The organism is Streptomyces sp. CB01373 (assembly GCF_002803075.1).
In the GTDB taxonomy this organism is placed as follows: domain Bacteria; phylum Actinomycetota; class Actinomycetes; order Streptomycetales; family Streptomycetaceae; genus Streptomyces.
The window spans coordinates 402,361-418,731 of sequence record NZ_NNBK01000001.1 but is presented as its reverse complement, the minus strand read 5'-3'; the positions used below and the strand labels follow the sequence as shown (position 1 = coordinate 418,731).

The window sequence follows — 16,371 nt, the reverse complement described above, 5'->3', positions numbered from 1 at the left end:
ATGCCCGCCGACGACCTCCAGGAGAAGAACCTCGTGTACACCGAACCGACGACCGAACCGACGACCGACCTGTTCGTCAACGGAACCCTGATGCGCGGGCTCGCGCTGCACCCCAACCTCGCGGGCGCCGAATTCCTCGGTGAGGCCCGCACCGTGCCCCGGTACCGGCTGCACTCCATCGGCGATGTGCATCCCGGGATGTACCGGCTGGCCCCGGAGGAGGACGGCGCGCAGGGCGTCTCGGTGGCCGGCGAGGTCTACCGGGTCCCGGCCGATGTGCTGCGCCGCGTGGAGGCCGGGGAGCCCCCGGGCCTCCACCGGGGACCGGTCGAACTGACGGACGGCCGCACCCTGGACGGCATCCTGTACCCGCGGGAACTGGCCGAGGGACGCCACCTCGACATCTCCGCGTACGGGGACTGGCGGGCCTACACCGCCGCCCGCCCCCGGCCGGCCCACGCGGGCACGGCCGGGACCTGGGCCTGGCATCACAGCGGTGTGGTCGTGCCGGACCTGGGCGCGGCGGTCGACTTCCACCGGCGCGTGCTGGGCTTCGAAGTGGCCTTCGAGGCCCTCGGCATGACGGATCTGATCAGCGGTCTGCTCGGCATCCCGGGGCTCGGCTGCGACCTGGTCCAGTGCGTGTCCCCGGTGAGCGGGGTGCGGCTGGAGCTGCTGTCCTTCCGGGATGTGCCCGCGGGTACCGACCCCCGGCTGCCGGTCTGGCCGGGCGTCGCCCACACGGCCCACCTGGTGGACGACCTCGACGCCGCGCTCGACGGGCTCGTCAGCGCGGGCGGGGAGCTGATCGGGCAGGTCACCGAGTTCGCCGAGGGCCGGGCCGCCTACTGCTGGACGCCCTCGCGCACCGTCGTCGAACTGGAGGAGCAGCCGTGCCACTAGTGCCGACGAGTCCGACGATCCCGACCAGGAACGAGGAGTGAAGATCATGGACGGACCCACGCTTGTGGCCCGTTACACCGAGATGGTGCGCATGCGCCGCTTCGAGGAGGCGTGCCTGGAAGGCGTGCCCACCCGGGAGATCCACGGCGAACTCCACACCGGGATCGGGCAGGAGGCCGTGGCGGCGGGGCTCATCGGCACGCTGCGGGACGACGACGCGCTGGTCAGCACGCACCGCAGCCATCTGCACGCGCTGGCCAAGGGAGTTCCGGCACGGCCGATGCTGGCGGAGATCTACGAGCGGGCGACCGGGCTGTGCGGAGGCCACGGCGGCCATATGCACCTGTTCGACCTGGAGCGCCGCTTCTCCACCACGGGCATCGTCGGTGCGACGCTGCCGGTCGCGCTCGGACACGCCTGGGCCGCGCAGATGGAGGGGCGGGACTCGGTGGCGGTCGGCGTGACCGGCGACGGCGGCGCCAACACCGGCGGTTTCCACGAGAGCCTCAACATGGCCGGTGCCTGGAACCTGCCGCTGGTGGTGCTCATCGAGAACAACGAGTGGGCGATCTCCGTACCGTTCACCGAGTCGACGTCCACCGCGACGCTGGCCGAGCGGGCCGCCGCGTACGGGGCGTGGGGAAAGCGGGTGGACGGCCTGGACGTCGAGGCCGTCGCGGAGGCCTTCGCCGAGGCGGTCGCGCACGCGCGGGCGGGGAACGGGCCCGCCGTCCTTGAGGCCACCTGCTACCGGTTCCGGGGCCACTTCGAGGGCGATCTCGACCTGTACCGGCCCGCCGGCGAGAAGGACCGGCGCCGCCAGGAGCACGACCCGCTGCCCCTGACCCGGGCGCGGATCGTCGAACGCGGCGCGGCGACCGAGGCGCAGCTCGACGCGGCGGAGGCGGCGGTGACCGCCGCGATCGCCGCCGACCTCGCCGCGGTGCGCGCCGACCCGATGCCCGACCCCGCCACTGCCCGTGACCACGTCTTCGCGAAAGGCCCGAGCGCATGACCACCACGACCGGGGTGCCGGCCCGAGCCGGCACCGACGTACGGAACATCAACGTCTCCCAGTGCGTCGCCGAGTCGCTGCGCCTCGAAATGGAGCGCGACGACCGCGTCGTGGTGTTCGGGGAGGACGTCGGCCTGCAGGGCGGCGTCTTCGGCAGCACCCGCGGACTGCAGAAGGCGTTCGGCCGGGACCGGGTGCGGGACACCCCGATCTCCGAGATGGCGTTCACCGGCGCGGCCGTGGGTCTGGCCATGGAGGGCTACCGGCCGGTGGTCGAGATCATGTTCGTGGACTTCATCGGCGTCTGCCTCGAGCAGGTGTACAACGCGGCGGCGAAGATCCGGTACATGACCGGCGGCCGGGTGGGCATGCCCATGGTGATCAAGACCGCGGGCGGCTGCATCGGCTCGGCCGCGCAGCACTCGCAGTGCCTGTGGGGCACGTTCGCGCACCTGCCCGGCCTTCAGGTGGTCGCGCCGTCCTCGCCGTACGACAGCAAGGGCCTGATGGCCGCGGCGGTGCGCAGCGACGACCCGGTGGTGTTCATCGAGCACAAGGGCCTGCTGCTGCAGAAGGCGGGCACCTTCACCCATGGGGCGCAGGTGCCCAAGGAGTCCTACACGGTGCCGCTCGGCCAGGCCTCGGTGGTCCGCCCCGGCTCCGATCTGACGCTCGTGACCATCAGCGCCACCGTGGGCGAGAGCCTGCACGCCGCCGAGGAGCTCGCCGGCGAGGGCGTCGACGTCGAGGTGATCGACCTGCGCAGCGTCGTCCCGCTGGACCTCGACACGGTGTGCGCCTCGGTGGCACGGACCGGGCGGCTCCTGGTCGTGGACGAGGACTACCTGGGGTTCGGGCTCAGCGGCGAGGTCGTGACCGGGGTGGTCGAACGGCTGGGGACACGGGCGCTGAGCCAGGTCGCCCGGCACGGCACGCCCGACGTGCCCGTGCCCGCCGCTCTGAGTCTCGAGCAGGCCGTCGTCCCGCGCCGGGCCTCGATCGCCCAGGCCGTACGGGACATGGGGCGGGCGTCGTGACCGGGCAGCCGGGGTCCGTCGTGGCCGTCGTCGGCGCGGCGGGCGCGCTGGGCCGCGCGGTGTGCGAGGCGGTAGCGCGGCGCGGCCACACGGTGTGGGCGGTGGACACCGTCGATCCGTCGGACGCCCTGACCGACCTGCCCGGCCCCGGCCACCGGGCCGGACCGGTCGACGTGACCGATCAGGGATCGGTCGAGCGGATGCTGCGGGACGCCGCCGGCGACGGCGAGCGTCTTGACGGGCTCGTGTACGCCGCGGGCGTGAACTACACGGGCCCGGTGGCGACCACCGACTGGTCGCGGTACGACCGGCTGATGGAGGTCAACCTGCGCGGGGCGTTCCGCACCGGGCAGGCCCTGGCGCGATCGCTGGCCGCGGACCCGCACCCGTTCGGCGCGGTGTTCCTCTCCTCCACCGCCGGTCTGCGCGGCGAGGCGGGCGGGTCGGTGTACTGCGCCTCGAAGTTCGGCCTGATCGGCTTCGTCCAGTCCTTCGCGGCGGAGATCGCCGCATACGGCGGACGGGCGAACACGGTCTGCCCCGGCAACGTGGACAGCCCCATGCTGCGGCGGCTGGCCGCGCAGGTGGCGGAGCGCGAACACACGACCGAAACCGAAGTCCTGGCCCGGTTCGCGGACGCCTCGGCGTTCCGCCGTCTGATCGACCCGGCGGAGGTGGCCCGGACCTGTGCCTGGCTCGTGTCGGCCGACAGCTCCGGGATCAGCGGCCAGACCCTTGTCGTCGACGGCCCAGCCCCGGCCGGCTGATCAGCTCCCGCCCAGCCGGCCCGTGACCACCGGGCCGATCCGTCCGCCTGACACCGGCCCCCACCCCCGCGGCTCAGCGTCCCGCGCCCATCCGGCACCAGGTCGCCGACCGGCCACCGGTCCTCGGCGCCCGCCGCACCGAACCAAGGAGAACGCGATGATCTCTCCGGACGTCGTCCTCACCGACACCCGCACCCTGATCGGCATCGACAGCCAGAATCCCGGACCGCTCGAAGGCAAGTGCGCCGAGTGGGTCGGCAACCGGCTCACCGACGCGGGCGTGGCCACCGAGCGCATGCCGGTGGCGGAGGGCCGCGACAATGTCGTGGCCCGCGTGCCCGGCGAGGGGTCCGCCCCCCGGCTCGTACTGCTCAGCCACATGGACACCGTGCCCGTGGGCGAGGGCTGGACCTTCCCGCCGCTCGGCGGAGCCGTGGCCGACGGCCGCTTGTACGGGCGCGGCGCCTGCGACATGAAGGCGGGTCTGGCTCTGTCGATCAACCTCCTCGACGCGCTCACCGCGAGTGGCCGTCCGCCCGCCGGAGACGTCCTCCTGGTGGCGACCGTGGACGAGGAGGCCCCGGACATGGCCGGTGCGCACCGCCTGGTCGAGAGCGGTCTGCTGCGCCCCGACGACCAGGTGCTCGCCCTGGAACCGACCGGGATGCGGCTGCGGATCGCCCAGATGGGTCTGCGCTGGCTGACCCTGCGCGTGCACGGCCGGATGGCGCACGCGGGCCGGGCGAACCTCGGCATCGACGCCAACCACCTGATGGCCAAGATCGTGGACCGGCTGAAGACGGTCTTCGCCGCACTGCCCTACGAGGATCCCCTGCTCGGCCGGCCGCGCTTCACCTGCGGCACCGTGCGTGGAGGGGTGGCGACGAACGTCGTGCCCCCGGTGTGCGAGGCCGGCCTGGACATCCGGATCGTCCCCCCGCTGACCCCCGCGCACGCCGTGGAGCTGGTCGAGCGGGTCGCCTCGGCCGTGATCGAGGAGCACCCGGGAGCACGGTACGAGATCGATCCGCTCGGCGCCGAGCGCCCACCGGTCCGCGCTGCCGACGACTCACGGATCGTGCGGGGCATAAGAGCCGCCTACCGGGAGCACACCGGCCAGTCGGTGCCGGTCGGAGGGGCCGACGGACACGAGGCGTACACCGACGCCTCCATGGTGGCGGCGCTCACCGGCAGCACCTCGTGCACCGTCTTCGGACCGGGCGCGACCGACCAGGCCCACACCGCCGACGAGTACGTCCCGCTCGCTGACCTGGACCTCGGCGCCCGGGTGCTCTGGACCCTCGTGGACAATTGGCGGAACAACCCGGGATAAGAACACCGAGAAGGGGTGCCAGGGGCATGGCCGACACAGGAGAGGAAACACACCACCGAGCCGAGCCCCCGGGAAGCCCTGACGGCGAGGCCGACGGCGGTCCGGGCGGCTGCCTCCCCACTGCCGGGGGGCTGCCCACCCTGGCCCAGGTGCTGGAGTTCCCCTCGCTGTGGGAGGGACGGCCCGAGGTCGTGGCGGGTGCGGACGGACTGACCGCGCCCGTGCGCTGGGTGCATGTCAGCGAGCTGCCGACGATCGCGCCGATGCTGCGCGGTGGCGAACTGATCCTCACGACCGGTATCGCGCTGCCTTCCGACGACGCGTCCCTGGCCCGCTTCATCGACGACCTCGCCGACGTGGGAGCCGCCGGGGTGGTGGTGGGCCTCGGGCCGCGGTTCCACGACGCGCTGCCCGAGGAGATGCGGGCCGCTGCCGAGCGGCGCGGCCTGCCGCTGGTCGTCCTGCTGCGGACCACCCGGTTCGTGGAGATCACCGAGGATGTGCACCGCAGGATCCTCGAGAACCGGATCGAGGAGTTGCAGGCGTCCGAACGCATCCACCAGACCTTCAACGAACTCGCGGTCGAGGGGGCCGGACCGGGGGACGTGCTGCGGCAGGCGGCCCGGATGTCCGGCCGTCCGGCCGTACTGGAGAACCTCTCCCACCAGGTGCTCGCCTTCAACACCGCCGGACTCCCCGCACAGGAGGTACTCAGCCAGTGGGAAGCCCGGTCCCGTAGCGTCCAGGCCACCACCCGCACCGCCCACGACCAGCAGAGCGGCTGGCTGGTGAGCACCGTGGGCGCACGCGGCGAGGACTGGGGCCGGCTCGTCCTGATGTCGGTGCCGGGCGTCTCGCCCCGGCTGACGATGCTCATCGAGCGGGCCGCCTCCACGCTCGCCCTGGGCCGGCTGGTCGCCCGCGACCAGGAGACCCTGGCCCTGCACACTCACCGCACCCTGCTGTCCGGCCTGCTGTCGCCCCAGCGGACCAGCGCGGAGATCGCCCTGGAGGCGCGGGCCATCGGTGTGCCGCTCGACGGCCGCCGTCTCCTTCCGATGGTCCTGCGCACCCGCGAGACGCTGCCCGACAACGCGTTCGACCGGCAGTCCGTCCTGCGCACCACCGCCCAGGTGGCCACCGACGCGGTCCGCGAGCTCGGTCTGCTGGCGCTGGTCGGCCCGGTCGAGGAGACCGTGATCGGTGTACTGGTCTCGCTCGGGCCCCGCGAGGACCCCTCGACGACGATCGAACGGCTCGCGGCCCGGGTCCACCAAGGCATCCCGCAGAATCGTTACATCATGGCCGTCGGGGACTACGTCTCCTCCGTCTCCGAGGTACGGCGCGCCCTCCTGAGCACGCTCCAGGTCGCCGACGCCGCGACCCGGCTGCCGGACCGGCGGCTGTACTACCGCCTGCCGGATCTTCGGTTGCGCGGCCTCCTCCAGCTCCTGCGCGACGACGCGCGGCTGCAGACCTTCGCCGAACGCGAGCTGCGGCCCCTGCTGGTGTACGACGAGAAGAACGGCACGTCGCTGGTACCGCTGCTGCACGCCTACCTGAAATCCGGACGGAACAAGACCGCCGCGGCCGAGGCGGCCCATGTCTCACGCGCCTGGATGTACGAGAGCCTCACCCGCGTCAGCCGCATCCTCGACGTCGACCTGGACTCCGAGGACGTCTGTGTCTCGCTGGAGGTGGCACTGATGGCCCTGGACGCCATCCGCGACTGAACCCCGCGCCGCAGCTCGCCAAGGTGCCGGTCGAGACGTTGCGTCAGGTCAACAAGACGGCGCCAACGCTGCCATCGCCACCCCGACCGTAAGGGGAAGGCCGAGCCCCGCGCCCTGCTCCTGCCGCCGACGGATCGTTCACCGCCTGCGCGGCCATCCGGACGGGGCGGATCGTGGTTCCCGGTCGTCAGACGGCGACCACGTGCACATCCGTCGGCGCGAGGACCGTCAGGTAGGCCTGGATGTCAGCGGGGTCGGTGGTGAAAATGACCGCGCTGCCGTGCCGGGCCGCTGCCAGGGCCACCCAGGCGTCCACCGCGTCCGGCCTCTTCTTCGCCGGCAGGGCCGCCCGCCCCAGAGCGGTGCCGATGCGCCGCCAGTCCGCGAGGTCCGGGCCCGTCGCACAGGCCAGACACTCCGGACGGCCCGCCTTCGTCTCGCGCATGGGCGGCTCCGACGTACGGGCCTGAGGGACCGTGCAGTCCTTCAGCACCCCGGACAGGGCATGCACCAGCGCCGGCTGGGGGCGCCACACCTGGGCGAGGACCGGTCCGAGCACCAGCGCCCGGTGCGGGACCGTGCGCAGCCCGGGCGCCAAAGCCTTGATCACCCGCTCGACGTCGTCCCGCCACGCACACAGCTCCACGTGCGTGGAAGCCGGCTCGTACCCGTGGTAGTGGCAGGCCCGGCTGAGGCGGGCCCAGGTCGCCGACCAGCGGCGGGCCGTGTCCGAAACGCGACGAGGACCGCGACCGTAAGGTCGTGGTCCTCGCTCTTCGTTACAGAGAGTGTCCGAGGGGGGACTTGAACCCCCACGCCCGATAAAGGGCACTAGCACCTCAAGCTAGCGCGTCTGCCATTCCGCCACCCGGACCAGGTGTCTGCCGCCTGACCGGGGGCGTTCCCCGCGGCGACATGGACAACAATACCAAGCTTTCGGAGTGCGTTTCACCTGCGTATCCACCCCTGGGAGGGGCCCTCCCCGCGGTCGCGGGGAGGGCCCCTCCCTGTTCGTCACTTGCGGCGCAGCGCGGCCATGTTCCGGTAGCCGATCCGGGCGTGTTCCAGCGACTGGGCCGGGTCGGTGGAGCTCGGGGCGTTGTCCTGCTCGACCATCGGGTGGTGGTAGTTCGGGTCGCCGACCCGGGTGAAGAAGGTGGTGTAGTCGATGACGCCGGTGCCGAACGGGACCATGTCGTAGCCCTGTCCGCTGGTGTTGTTGATGACGCCGTCCTTGGCGTGGAACAGCGGGTAGCGCTTGTTGTGGCGGGTGACCAGCCCGGCCGGGTCGAAGATGTTCTGCCGGGTGGCCCCGTCGTGGTCGGTGTAGGTGCGGAACTTGTACTGGGCCACGTGCGCCCAGAAGATGTCCATCTCCAGCCAGATCAGCTTCGGGTCGGTGATGGACAGGAAGTACTCCAGCTTGCGGATGCCGGAGCTGCGGGTCGGGCGGCCCTGCGCGTCGAGCGGACCGCCGTCGAGCAGGAAGCCGTAGGCGGCGTCGTGGTTGTGGGTGTAGAGCTTGAGCCCGGCGCGGCGGGCGATCTCGCCGAGGGCGTGCCACTTCTCCGCCGCGGCGTCCCAGTCGGCCTTGTAGTTGCTGCCGGTGGGGTCGTTGCCGGTCCCCACGTGCTGCATGCCGAGGATGTTGGCGATCTCCAGGTGCTTCTTGAAGGTGTCCAGGTCGCCGGTGGTCAGCGGCCAGGAGCCCGGGATGAAGCCGTGGTTGCCCTGCGCCCGCAGCCCGTACTCGTCCAGCCAGCGGCGCAGCAGCCGGGCGCCCTCGACGTTCTCCAGGTTGGCGCCGCCGGGGGCGTTGGCGTGCTGGCCGTAGCCCGCGAACTCCACCTGCCGGTAGCCGAACCGGGCCAGTTGCTCGAACACGGCGCGGAAGCCGGAGGGCAGGCTGGTGGAGTACGGGTCGCGGCCGGTGGCGTCGCGCACGGTGTAGAGGATGATGCCGCGCTTGTCCTCGGGGACGAGCAGGTGGCCCTTGGCCTTGCCGTTCGACTCGGCGGGGGCCGCCAGCACGGGGGCCGCGCCGAGGACGGGTGCGGCGATGGCCCCGGCCGCGACGGCGGTGCAGGTGCTGAGGAAACTGCGGCGGCCGATGCCCAGGCTGCGGCGCAGCTGTTCGTCGGTGCCGTGGTCGGTGGCTTGGATGTCGTTCACGGGTGCCTCTCTTCGGGCTTGGGGTCTGCGTGGCCGAGACCGGCGAGGTGGAGCAGGAGGGACTTCACGTCGGTGGCCGCGATGCGGTCGCCGACGGCGCGGGGGGTGGAGCACAGGAGGAGCGGACCGTCGTCGTCGCTCGCGGGCAGGCGGCCGTGGCTGCCGCGGATGGGTGAGGCGTCGAGTGGCACGACCGCCATGCGGTAGCGCAGGCCGAGTTTCTTGCGGGCCACGGCGGTCGCGGCCTTGACCTTCACATAGGGGTCGTGCGGATCCATGAAGAGCTCGACCGGGTCGTAACCGGGTTTGCGGTGGATCTCGACGAGCTGCGCGAAGTCGGGCGCGCGCTCGTCGTCGAGCCAGTAGTAGTACGTGAACCAGGCGTCCGGCTCGGCGACGGCGACGAGTTCGCCGGAGCGCGGGTGGTCGAGGTGGTGGGCCTTCTTGCCCTCGTCGTCGAGGAGTCGCTCGATGCCGGGCAGTCCGTCGAGGGCGGCCCGGGTGGCGTCCAGGTCCTCGGGGCGGCGCACGTAGACGTGGGCGATCTGGTGGTCGGCGACGGCGAAGGCGCGGGAGGCCATCGGGTCGAGGTACTCCATGCCGTCCTGGGTGTGCACTTCGAGCAGGCCGGCCCGGCGCAGGGCACGGTTGATGTCGACGGGCCGGTCGGCGCGGGTGATGCCGTACTCGGACAGCACGACGACGGTACGGCCCTCGGCGCGGGCGTCGTCCAGGAGCGGGGCCATGGCGGCGTCGAGGTCGGCCGCCGCTCGCAGGGAGCGCGGGTCGTCGGGGCCGTAGCGCTGCAGGTCGTAGTCGAGGTGGGGCAGGTAGCAGAGCGTCAGGTCGGGTCGGCGGGTGCGCAGGATGTGCCGGGTGGCGTCGATGATCCACTGGCTGGAGACGAGGTCGGCGCCGGGGCCCCAGAAGTGGAACAGGGGGAACGTGCCGAGTTTCTCGGTGAGTTCGTCGTGCAGGGCCGGGGGGCGGGTGTAGCAGTCGGGTTCCTTGCGGCCGTCGGCGTAGTAGACGGGTCGCGGGGTGACGGTGATGTCGGTGTCGGCGCCCATGGCGTACCACCAGCAGATGTTGGCGACCGTGTAGCCGGGGTGGGCGCGGCGGGCCGCGTCCCACAGCTTGTCGCCGGCGACGAGGCCGTTGTGCTGCCGCCACAGCAGGACGTCGCCGAGTTCGCGGAAGTACCAGCCGTTGCCGACGATTCCGTGCTCGGCGGGCATGGTGCCGGTGAGGAAGGTGGACTGCGCGGCGCAGGTGACGGCGGGCAGGACGGTGCCGAGCGCGGCGCGCGAGCCCGACTGGCCGAGCGTCTTGAGGTGGGGCATGTGGTCGAGGATGCGCGGGGTGAGACCGACGACGTCCAGGACGAGCAGGGGTGTCGGTGCCTGGGGCCGGGTCATGGCAGTTCCTTCAGGCCGAGGTCGGTCAGCAGGTCGCGGGCGAGGGCGAGTTCGGCGGCGATGCCGTCGGCGAGCCGGCCGCGGTCGCGGGGGCGCAGCTCGGGCGGGAGCGCCTGCCAGGTGTAGGTCTCGACCTCCAGGTGGCGGGTGAGCGGCCGCGGGCCGCCGACCAGCCGTGTGAGGGCGGCCTTGAGGACCGGGAGGGTGGAGGTGAGGGGTTCGGCGGGCGCCGCGTGCAGGGGGACGTGGAAGTGGGCGCGCCACGGGGCGGAGTCCGGCAGGACGTCGCCGCCGAGGGCGGTGCCCAGGTCGTCGGTTCCGCGCAGGCCTGCGGCGATGGGGGCCCCTCCCGCTCGAACGGAGTTGAGAGTGGGGGACGTACGGGTCTGGTGGAGGAAGCGGGGCTCGTCGAAGGCGGCGAGGGCCTCGCGGACCTCGGGCAGATGGGGCTGCTCGGCGTGCAGGGCGGCGGACAGCTGGGACTTGACGACGGGGACGCCGGCCGCGGTGAGGGCGTCCAGGGCGGTGTGCGGGTCCTCGAAGGAGGTGGCGAGGTGGCAGGTGTCGACGCAGATCCCGATGCGCTCGTGGCCGACCGCGGTGAGCGGGGCGATGGCGTCGTGGGTGGTCTCGACGACGCAGCCCGGTTCGGGTTCCAGGCCCACGCGGATGGAGCGGCCGGTCAACTCATCCAGGGCGTCGAGGCGTTGGGCGAGGGTGAGCAGTGCGGTACGGGCCTGCTCGGCGCGGGAGTCGTCGTACGCGGTGCGCCAGGCCAGCGGCAGGGTGGAGATGCTGCCCTCTTTGACGTCGTCCGGGAGGAGGCCGGCGAGGATGCGGGCGAGCGCGGTGGTGTGGTCGAGGCGTGCGGCGTCGGCCCAGTCCGGCTTGTAGACGCGGTACTTGACCTCTTCGGCGCCGAAGCCCTGGTAGGGGAAGCCGTTGAGGGTGACCACCTCGAGGCCGTGCCCGTCGAGTTCGGCGCGCAGGGCGCGCAGCGCGGACGGGTCGGTGTCGAGGGTGCGGGCGGCGTCCCGGGCGAGCCACAGGCCGATGCCGAGGCGGTCGCGGCCCAGGCGGCGGCGTACGGGCTCGCAGTGGTCGCGCAGTTGGGCCACGACGCCGTCGAGGGTCTCGGCGGGGTGGACGTTGGTGCAGTAGGCGAGGTGGACGGTGGAGCCGTCGGGGTGCCGGAAGCGCATCGCTCACTCCCCGCCGCGCAGGATGCTGTTGCCCTCGTGGGTGGCGCCGGGCGCGGCGACGTCGAGGCTCAGCCGGCCGCTGAGGCCGTAGAACTCGACGGGGTTGCGCCACAGTACGCGGTCCACCTCGTCCTCGGTGAAGCCCTCGGTGAGCATCAGGTCGCCCACCTTGCGGGTCTTGAGGGGGTCGCTTCTGCCCCAGTCGGCGGCGGAGTTGACGAGAACCCGTTCGGGGCCGTGGGCGCGCAGGATCGCGACCATCCGCTCCTCGTCCATCTTGGTGTCGGGGTAGACGGAGAAGCCGAGCCAGCAGCCGCTGTCCTTGGCCTCCTTGACGGTGGTCTCGTTGAGGTGGTCGACCAGGACGCGGTCCATGGGCAGCGCCGACTCCCGTACGACGTCCAGGGTGCGGCGCAGCCCGGCGAGCTTGTCGCGGTGCGGGGTGTGGACGAGGGCGGGCAGCCCGTGGTCGGCGGCGAGTTGCAACTGCGTGGTGAGGGCGGTGTCCTCCTCGGGCGTCATCGAGTCGTAGCCGATCTCGCCCACGGCGACGACCTGGTCCTTGACGAGGTAGCGGGGCAGTTCGTCGAGGACGGGCAGGCAGCGCGGGTCGTTGGCCTCCTTGGGGTTCAGGGCGATGGTGCAGTGGTGGGCGATGCCGTACTGGGCGGCGCGGAAGGGTTCCCAGCCGATCAGGGAGTCGAAGTAGTCGAGGAAGGAGGCGGCCGAGGTGCGGGGCTGGCCGAGCCAGAAGGCCGGTTCCACGAGGGCGCGGACGCCGGCGGCGTGCATGGCCTCGTAGTCGTCGGTGGTCCTGGACGTCATGTGGATGTGGGGATCGAAGATGCGCATCAGGACTCCTTGCCGTGGGGGTCGACCGGGCCGTGCGGCGCGGTGTCGGGCTCGGTGAGGGTCAGGACGCGGTGCAGGTCCTCGGGGACCTGGCGGCCCGCGGCGGTGCGTTCGGCGGCGTAGTCGCCGAGCATGCGGGCGAGTTCGGCGTCGCCGCGGGCGCGGCGGCCCAGGTCGGTGACGCTGTCCACGGACACGCCGGTGAACAGGCACTTCAGCACGGCGTGCCGCCATGCGTGCGGTGCCAGGTGCCGGGCGGCGTACGGGCCGACGGCGGCGGCGAGCAGCCGGGTGTCGTTGGTGCGCAGCGCGTCCTCGACGAGCGGGAGGGCGTCGGGTCCTGGCACGAGGCGGGGCAGGGCGCGCAGGACGGCGCGGCGTTCGTCGGCGGTGCCCTGGCGGTAGACCCGGGTGAGGGCGTCCAGGTCGGCGCGGGCCGCGTGCAGGATGAGGACGCGGGCGGCGTCGGCGTGGGTGGGGCCGCAGCGGCGGCCGGCCTCGGCCAGGCGCAGCTCCCACACGGAGATCGGGCCGTGGGTGCCGCGGTGGGTGGCGGCCTCGTCGAGCGCCTGGCCGAGCCAGGCGCGTGCGGCGGGGGCGAGCCCGGCGTCCGTGCGGGCACGCAACTCGTCCGCCGGGGCCGGGCGGGGGGCGGTGCCGGCCGTGGGGGTGCCCGCGGTGCCGGTGCCGATGTCGTGCGGGTGGGTCATCGGGTGCTCCCTTCTGGGGTGACCTGATGCTCGGGGGCCGGACACTCGCCCGTACGTGCGGCTGCGGTGGCCGCCCGGCGGAGGTACGGCAGGGACAGCTCGGCGTAGTGCGGCCCGGCGTGGGAGTGCCGGGGCAGCTCCACGACGGTCAGGCCCTGGTAGCCGGTGGCGGCCAGGGCGGCGAGCACGGGCGGGAAGTCGATGTCGCCGTCCCCGAAGGGGAGGTGTTCGTGCACGCCGCGGCGCATGTCCTCGATCTGGACGTGCCGCAGCCAGGGCGCTGCGGCACGGACGCACTCGGCCGGAGGGAGGGGTTCGAGGCACTGGCAGTGGCCGATGTCGAGGGTGAGGCCCAGGTTGTCGGGGTCGCCGAGGGTGCGGCGCAGATGGTGGAAGTCGGCGACGGTGGCGAGGAGATGACCGGGTTCGGGCTCCACGGCGAGGGGGACGCCGGAGGCGCCGGCGGCCTCCAGGACGGGGACCAGGGACTCAGCGAAACGTTTCCACGCCGTGTCCCGGTCGGTGCCGGGCGGGGTGATGCCGCTGAAGCAGTGCACGGCGTGTGCGCCGAGGTCGGCGGCCACCCGTACGGCCCGCAGCAGCAGGTCGACGCGCCGGGCGCGGTCCTCCGGGTCCGCGTCCAGGAAGGAGGGGCCGTGCTTGCGGCGCGGGTCGAGCACATAGCGGGCGCCCGTCTCCACCGTCACGCCAAGACCGAGCGTGTCCAGCCGGTGCGCGACCCGGCGGGTGCGGGCGGCCAGGTCGGGGGCGAGCGGGTCGAGGTGCATGTGGTCGAGGGTCAGTCCGACGCCGTCGTAGCCGAGGTCGGCGAGCAGGCCGAGGGCGTCGTCCAGGCGCAGGTCCGCGAGGCCGTTGGTGCCGTAGCCGAAGCGGAGGTCCGTGGCGGGGCCGTGGCTCATGTGACGCTCACCTTCCTCGCGAACCTTCGGGCCAGGGGGGCCAGGGCGGCCGTGCACAGGGCGGTGACCGGTGCGCCCGCGCGGGCGGACAGTGCGGCCTGGAGCGGGATCATGGCGCGGATGCCGCCGCCGACGGCCCGCTGGGTGAGCGGCGGGGAGGGGTTGAGGACGGCGTGGGCGAGGGGGCGGGCGACGGTGGCGGCGTAGCCGAGCGCGAGGGCCGCACGGAGCGCACCGCCCGGTGCCGGGGTGAGGCCCGGCGGACCGAGGGGGGCTGCTCCACCTCGGTCCGCCGGGGGCCGGAGGGCCACGGCGGGCGGGACCAGTGCGTACGCGACGCCGGAGGTGACCGCGAGGGCCGCGAGCGGTACGGCGGCGGAACCGCCCTGGGTCTCGCGGCGGGAGACGGCCGTGACGGCCAGGGTGTGGACGCCGAGGGCGGCGGCGGACGGTACGGCGTCGCGGACCCGGCCGCCGCTCGCTGCGGCACCGAGTACGAGGTCGAGGCTCCGGGCCGCCGCCATCGCCGGCGGCCCCGCCCAGTTCCGCTTCAGTCCGAGGTCGTACGCCCAGACCGTGGCGGCGAGCGGTACGGCGACGGTGAGCGCGGGCCGGCCTGCGCGGGCGGCGAGCGCGAGGCCCAGGGCGGTGAGCGCGCCGGCCGCGACGAGCGCGGCTCCGGGGGCGATCCGCCCGGAGGGGAGCGGCCGGTGCGGGCGCTCGGCGGCGTCCTCGGCGCGGTCCGCCCAGTCGTTGAGCGCCATGCCCGCCTGGTAGAGGCACAGGGACGAACCGACGGCGAGGAGCGTACGGGCCCCGGGGGCGCGCCCCGCCGCCGCGGCCCCGGCGAGGGCGTCACCGGGGACGGTGAACAGGGCGGGCAGCCGCAGCAGTTCGACCCAGTCGGCGGGGGTGCCGAGGGCGGGGCGCTGGGATGGGTGCGGGGTGCGGGTGGGTGCGGGGACGGAGTCCGCGGCGGGACGGCGGGCTGTGGGGGTGGCTGCCGGGTCGTCGGACACGACGGGATCGTCGTCCGCCCGCACAGGCCGCGATGGTCCCTCCGACGGGTCGGCCGCCTGCCGGGGGCGCGGGCGGCCACGGGCCGAGGACCCGCGCGCTCCGACGACGGCGGCGACGGTCACCGCCAGGGCGATGGCCACCAGACCGTGGCGGGTCATCACTGGTCCCCCAGCCGTCGGCCGAAGTCCAGGAGCGCGGCGTACTGCTCCCCCAGCGCGGCGGGGGCGCCCGGGTCGGGATCCTTGAAGTAGAAGCCGAGTTCGGGGCGCGGCCCGGTCAGTCCGCGTTCGTGGGCGCGGGCCAGCAGCCGGGCCAGGTCGAGGACCAGGGGCGCGGCGAGCGCCGAGTCGCATCCCTGCCAGGTGGTCTGGAGGGTCATCCGGGAGCCGAGGAAGCCCTCGAAGGCGATGTGGTCCCAGGCGGTCTTCCAGTCGCCGAGGGCGGGCACGTCGTCGATGTGCACCTCTCCCTCGGGGACCGTGCCCAGGGTGTCGGCGAGGACCCGTTCCTTGCCGGAGTTCTTGGCCGCGGCGGCGGCGGGGTCGGCGAGGGCGGCGCCGTCGCCGCCGCCGAGGAGGTTCGTTCCGGACCAGGCCAGCACGCGCAGCGCGCGCTGCGCGAACATCGGGCCGAGCACGGACCGCAGCAGGGTCTGCCCGGTCTTGCCGTCGCGGCCCGCGTAGGGCAGGGCGGAGGCACGGGCCTCGGCGGCGAGCGCGGGGTGGTGCAGCCCGGTCGACGGCGTGAAGTTGACGTACGGGCAGCCCGCGCGCAGGGCGGCCGCCGCGTACAGCGAGCTGGCGGGCAGGGCGGTGCCGTCGGGGGCGGGTTCGGTGGAGGCGACGTTGACGACGACGGTGCGGGCGAGGGCGCCTCGGCGGGTGAAGTCGCGGATGTCGGCGGCGAGGGCGTCGATGAGGGCGTCCTCGCTCCGGGTGTCTCCGGGGAGCGGGCCGCCGGGTCTGATCTCGCCGTCCGCGGCGGCCAGTTCACTGTGGACGGCCGAGGGCAGACCGTGCGGCAGGACGCCGCCGGCGGCGAGGGTCTCGGCGCGTTTGGGCAGCGGGCAGTCCATGGTGTCGTGCCCGCCGAAGACGAGGGAGGACAGGGCGGGCAGGCCGCTCGCGGCGAAGGGCTCCGTCTCGGTGACGAGGCCGGCGGTGGGATGCAGCCCGGCGGAGACGGCGGCGCAGCCGGTGATGGCGGTGGTGGCGACGGAGCCCCGCGCACCGATCAGCCAGACGCCGGTGCGGGAGGGGGAAACGGAAGGTTCGGCGGACATGGGCAGC

Annotated in this window: 15 protein-coding genes and 1 tRNA gene; 6 read left to right on the top strand and 10 right to left on the bottom strand. The window is 73.5% G+C overall.

From position 1 onward, the window contains the following. From CG719_RS01930 to CG719_RS01905, 6 genes are all read left to right on the top strand, one after another. On the top strand, window positions 1-903 hold the full coding sequence (locus CG719_RS01930) for an allophanate hydrolase-related protein (protein ID WP_100566669.1): 903 nt from the start codon (window positions 1-3) through the stop codon (window positions 901-903). 46 nt (window positions 904-949) lie between these two features. Continuing rightward, window positions 950-1,918 (top strand): thiamine pyrophosphate-dependent dehydrogenase E1 component subunit alpha, encoded by a 969-nt coding sequence (locus CG719_RS01925; protein ID WP_159024799.1) that lies wholly within the window; start codon window positions 950-952, stop codon window positions 1,916-1,918. Next, the gene (locus tag CG719_RS01920; RefSeq protein WP_100566667.1) at window positions 1,915-2,955 is read left to right on the top strand and encodes an alpha-ketoacid dehydrogenase subunit beta; all 1,041 of its coding nucleotides are present in this window, start codon (window positions 1,915-1,917) and stop codon (window positions 2,953-2,955) included. The genes CG719_RS01925 and CG719_RS01920 overlap by 4 nt, the downstream gene beginning before the upstream one ends. Further along, entirely contained in the window at window positions 2,952-3,722 is a 771-nt protein-coding gene (locus CG719_RS01915) for an SDR family NAD(P)-dependent oxidoreductase (RefSeq protein WP_100566666.1), read from the top strand. Before CG719_RS01920 ends, CG719_RS01915 begins: the two co-directional genes overlap by 4 nt. A 157-nt stretch (window positions 3,723-3,879) precedes the next feature. After that, window positions 3,880-5,055 (top strand): M20 family metallopeptidase, encoded by a 1,176-nt coding sequence (locus CG719_RS01910; RefSeq protein WP_100566665.1) that lies wholly within the window; start codon window positions 3,880-3,882, stop codon window positions 5,053-5,055. Between the two features lie 26 nt (window positions 5,056-5,081). Continuing rightward, on the top strand, window positions 5,082-6,788 hold the full coding sequence (locus tag CG719_RS01905) for a PucR family transcriptional regulator (RefSeq protein ID WP_100566664.1): 1,707 nt from the start codon (window positions 5,082-5,084) through the stop codon (window positions 6,786-6,788). 187 nt (window positions 6,789-6,975) lie between these two features. Here the strand turns inward: CG719_RS01905 and CG719_RS01900 are convergent, their stop codons facing one another. From CG719_RS01900 to CG719_RS01855, 10 genes are all read right to left on the bottom strand, one after another. Beyond that, a complete protein-coding gene (locus CG719_RS01900; protein WP_234375370.1) occupies window positions 6,976-7,434 on the bottom strand; it encodes a hypothetical protein in 459 nt (152 codons plus the stop codon). 143 nt (window positions 7,435-7,577) lie between these two features. Next, a tRNA-Leu gene (locus CG719_RS01895) sits at window positions 7,578-7,662 on the bottom strand. 140 nt (window positions 7,663-7,802) lie between these two features. Continuing rightward, window positions 7,803-8,960 (bottom strand): sugar phosphate isomerase/epimerase family protein, encoded by a 1,158-nt coding sequence (locus CG719_RS01890; protein ID WP_376491652.1) that lies wholly within the window; start codon window positions 8,958-8,960, stop codon window positions 7,803-7,805. Further along, on the bottom strand, window positions 8,957-10,378 hold the full coding sequence (locus tag CG719_RS01885; protein WP_100566663.1) for a nucleotide pyrophosphatase/phosphodiesterase family protein: 1,422 nt from the start codon (window positions 10,376-10,378) through the stop codon (window positions 8,957-8,959). Before CG719_RS01885 ends, CG719_RS01890 begins: the two co-directional genes overlap by 4 nt. Then, window positions 10,375-11,580 carry a metabolite traffic protein EboE gene (gene eboE / locus CG719_RS01880; protein ID WP_100566662.1) on the bottom strand — a complete coding sequence of 402 codons (1,206 nt, stop codon included), beginning with the start codon at window positions 11,578-11,580 and terminating at the stop codon, window positions 10,375-10,377. The genes CG719_RS01885 and eboE overlap by 4 nt, the downstream gene beginning before the upstream one ends. A gap of 3 nt (window positions 11,581-11,583) precedes the next feature. Beyond that, window positions 11,584-12,432: a TatD family hydrolase gene (locus CG719_RS01875; RefSeq protein WP_100566661.1), complete on the bottom strand. Its 849-nt coding sequence runs from the start codon at window positions 12,430-12,432 to the stop codon at window positions 11,584-11,586. Beyond that, window positions 12,432-13,142 (bottom strand): EboA domain-containing protein, encoded by a 711-nt coding sequence (locus tag CG719_RS01870; protein WP_199836462.1) that lies wholly within the window; start codon window positions 13,140-13,142, stop codon window positions 12,432-12,434. Before CG719_RS01870 ends, CG719_RS01875 begins: the two co-directional genes overlap by 1 nt. Then, a complete protein-coding gene (locus CG719_RS01865) occupies window positions 13,139-14,062 on the bottom strand; it encodes a sugar phosphate isomerase/epimerase family protein (protein ID WP_100566660.1) in 924 nt (307 codons plus the stop codon). The genes CG719_RS01870 and CG719_RS01865 overlap by 4 nt, the downstream gene beginning before the upstream one ends. After that, window positions 14,059-15,240: an SCO3242 family prenyltransferase gene (locus tag CG719_RS01860; protein WP_100566659.1), complete on the bottom strand. Its 1,182-nt coding sequence runs from the start codon at window positions 15,238-15,240 to the stop codon at window positions 14,059-14,061. Before CG719_RS01860 ends, CG719_RS01865 begins: the two co-directional genes overlap by 4 nt. Then, window positions 15,240-16,364: an inositol-3-phosphate synthase gene (locus tag CG719_RS01855; protein ID WP_100566658.1), complete on the bottom strand. Its 1,125-nt coding sequence runs from the start codon at window positions 16,362-16,364 to the stop codon at window positions 15,240-15,242. The genes CG719_RS01860 and CG719_RS01855 overlap by 1 nt, the downstream gene beginning before the upstream one ends. Window positions 16,365-16,371 lie beyond the last annotated feature (7 nt).

Excerpts from the sequence above, each read along its gene's own strand:
- CG719_RS01865 (WP_100566660.1), bottom strand. The coding sequence starts at position 14,062 with ATGAGCCACGGCCCCGCCACGGACCTCCGCTTCGGCTACGGCACCAAC.
- eboE (WP_100566662.1), bottom strand. The coding sequence starts at position 11,580 with ATGCGCTTCCGGCACCCCGACGGCTCCACCGTCCACCTCGCCTACTGC.
- CG719_RS01855 (WP_100566658.1), bottom strand. The coding sequence starts at position 16,364 with ATGTCCGCCGAACCTTCCGTTTCCCCCTCCCGCACCGGCGTCTGGCTG.
- CG719_RS01905 (WP_100566664.1), top strand. The coding sequence starts at position 5,082 with ATGGCCGACACAGGAGAGGAAACACACCACCGAGCCGAGCCCCCGGGA.
- CG719_RS01910 (WP_100566665.1), top strand. The coding sequence starts at position 3,880 with ATGATCTCTCCGGACGTCGTCCTCACCGACACCCGCACCCTGATCGGC.
- CG719_RS01885 (WP_100566663.1), bottom strand. The coding sequence starts at position 10,378 with ATGACCCGGCCCCAGGCACCGACACCCCTGCTCGTCCTGGACGTCGTC.
- CG719_RS01930 (WP_100566669.1), top strand. The coding sequence starts at position 1 with ATGCCCGCCGACGACCTCCAGGAGAAGAACCTCGTGTACACCGAACCG.
- CG719_RS01920 (WP_100566667.1), top strand. The coding sequence starts at position 1,915 with ATGACCACCACGACCGGGGTGCCGGCCCGAGCCGGCACCGACGTACGG.
- CG719_RS01925 (WP_159024799.1), top strand. The coding sequence starts at position 950 with ATGGACGGACCCACGCTTGTGGCCCGTTACACCGAGATGGTGCGCATG.
- CG719_RS01875 (WP_100566661.1), bottom strand. The coding sequence starts at position 12,432 with ATGCGCATCTTCGATCCCCACATCCACATGACGTCCAGGACCACCGAC.
- CG719_RS01870 (WP_199836462.1), bottom strand. The coding sequence starts at position 13,142 with ATGACCCACCCGCACGACATCGGCACCGGCACCGCGGGCACCCCCACG.
- CG719_RS01860 (WP_100566659.1), bottom strand. The coding sequence starts at position 15,240 with ATGACCCGCCACGGTCTGGTGGCCATCGCCCTGGCGGTGACCGTCGCC.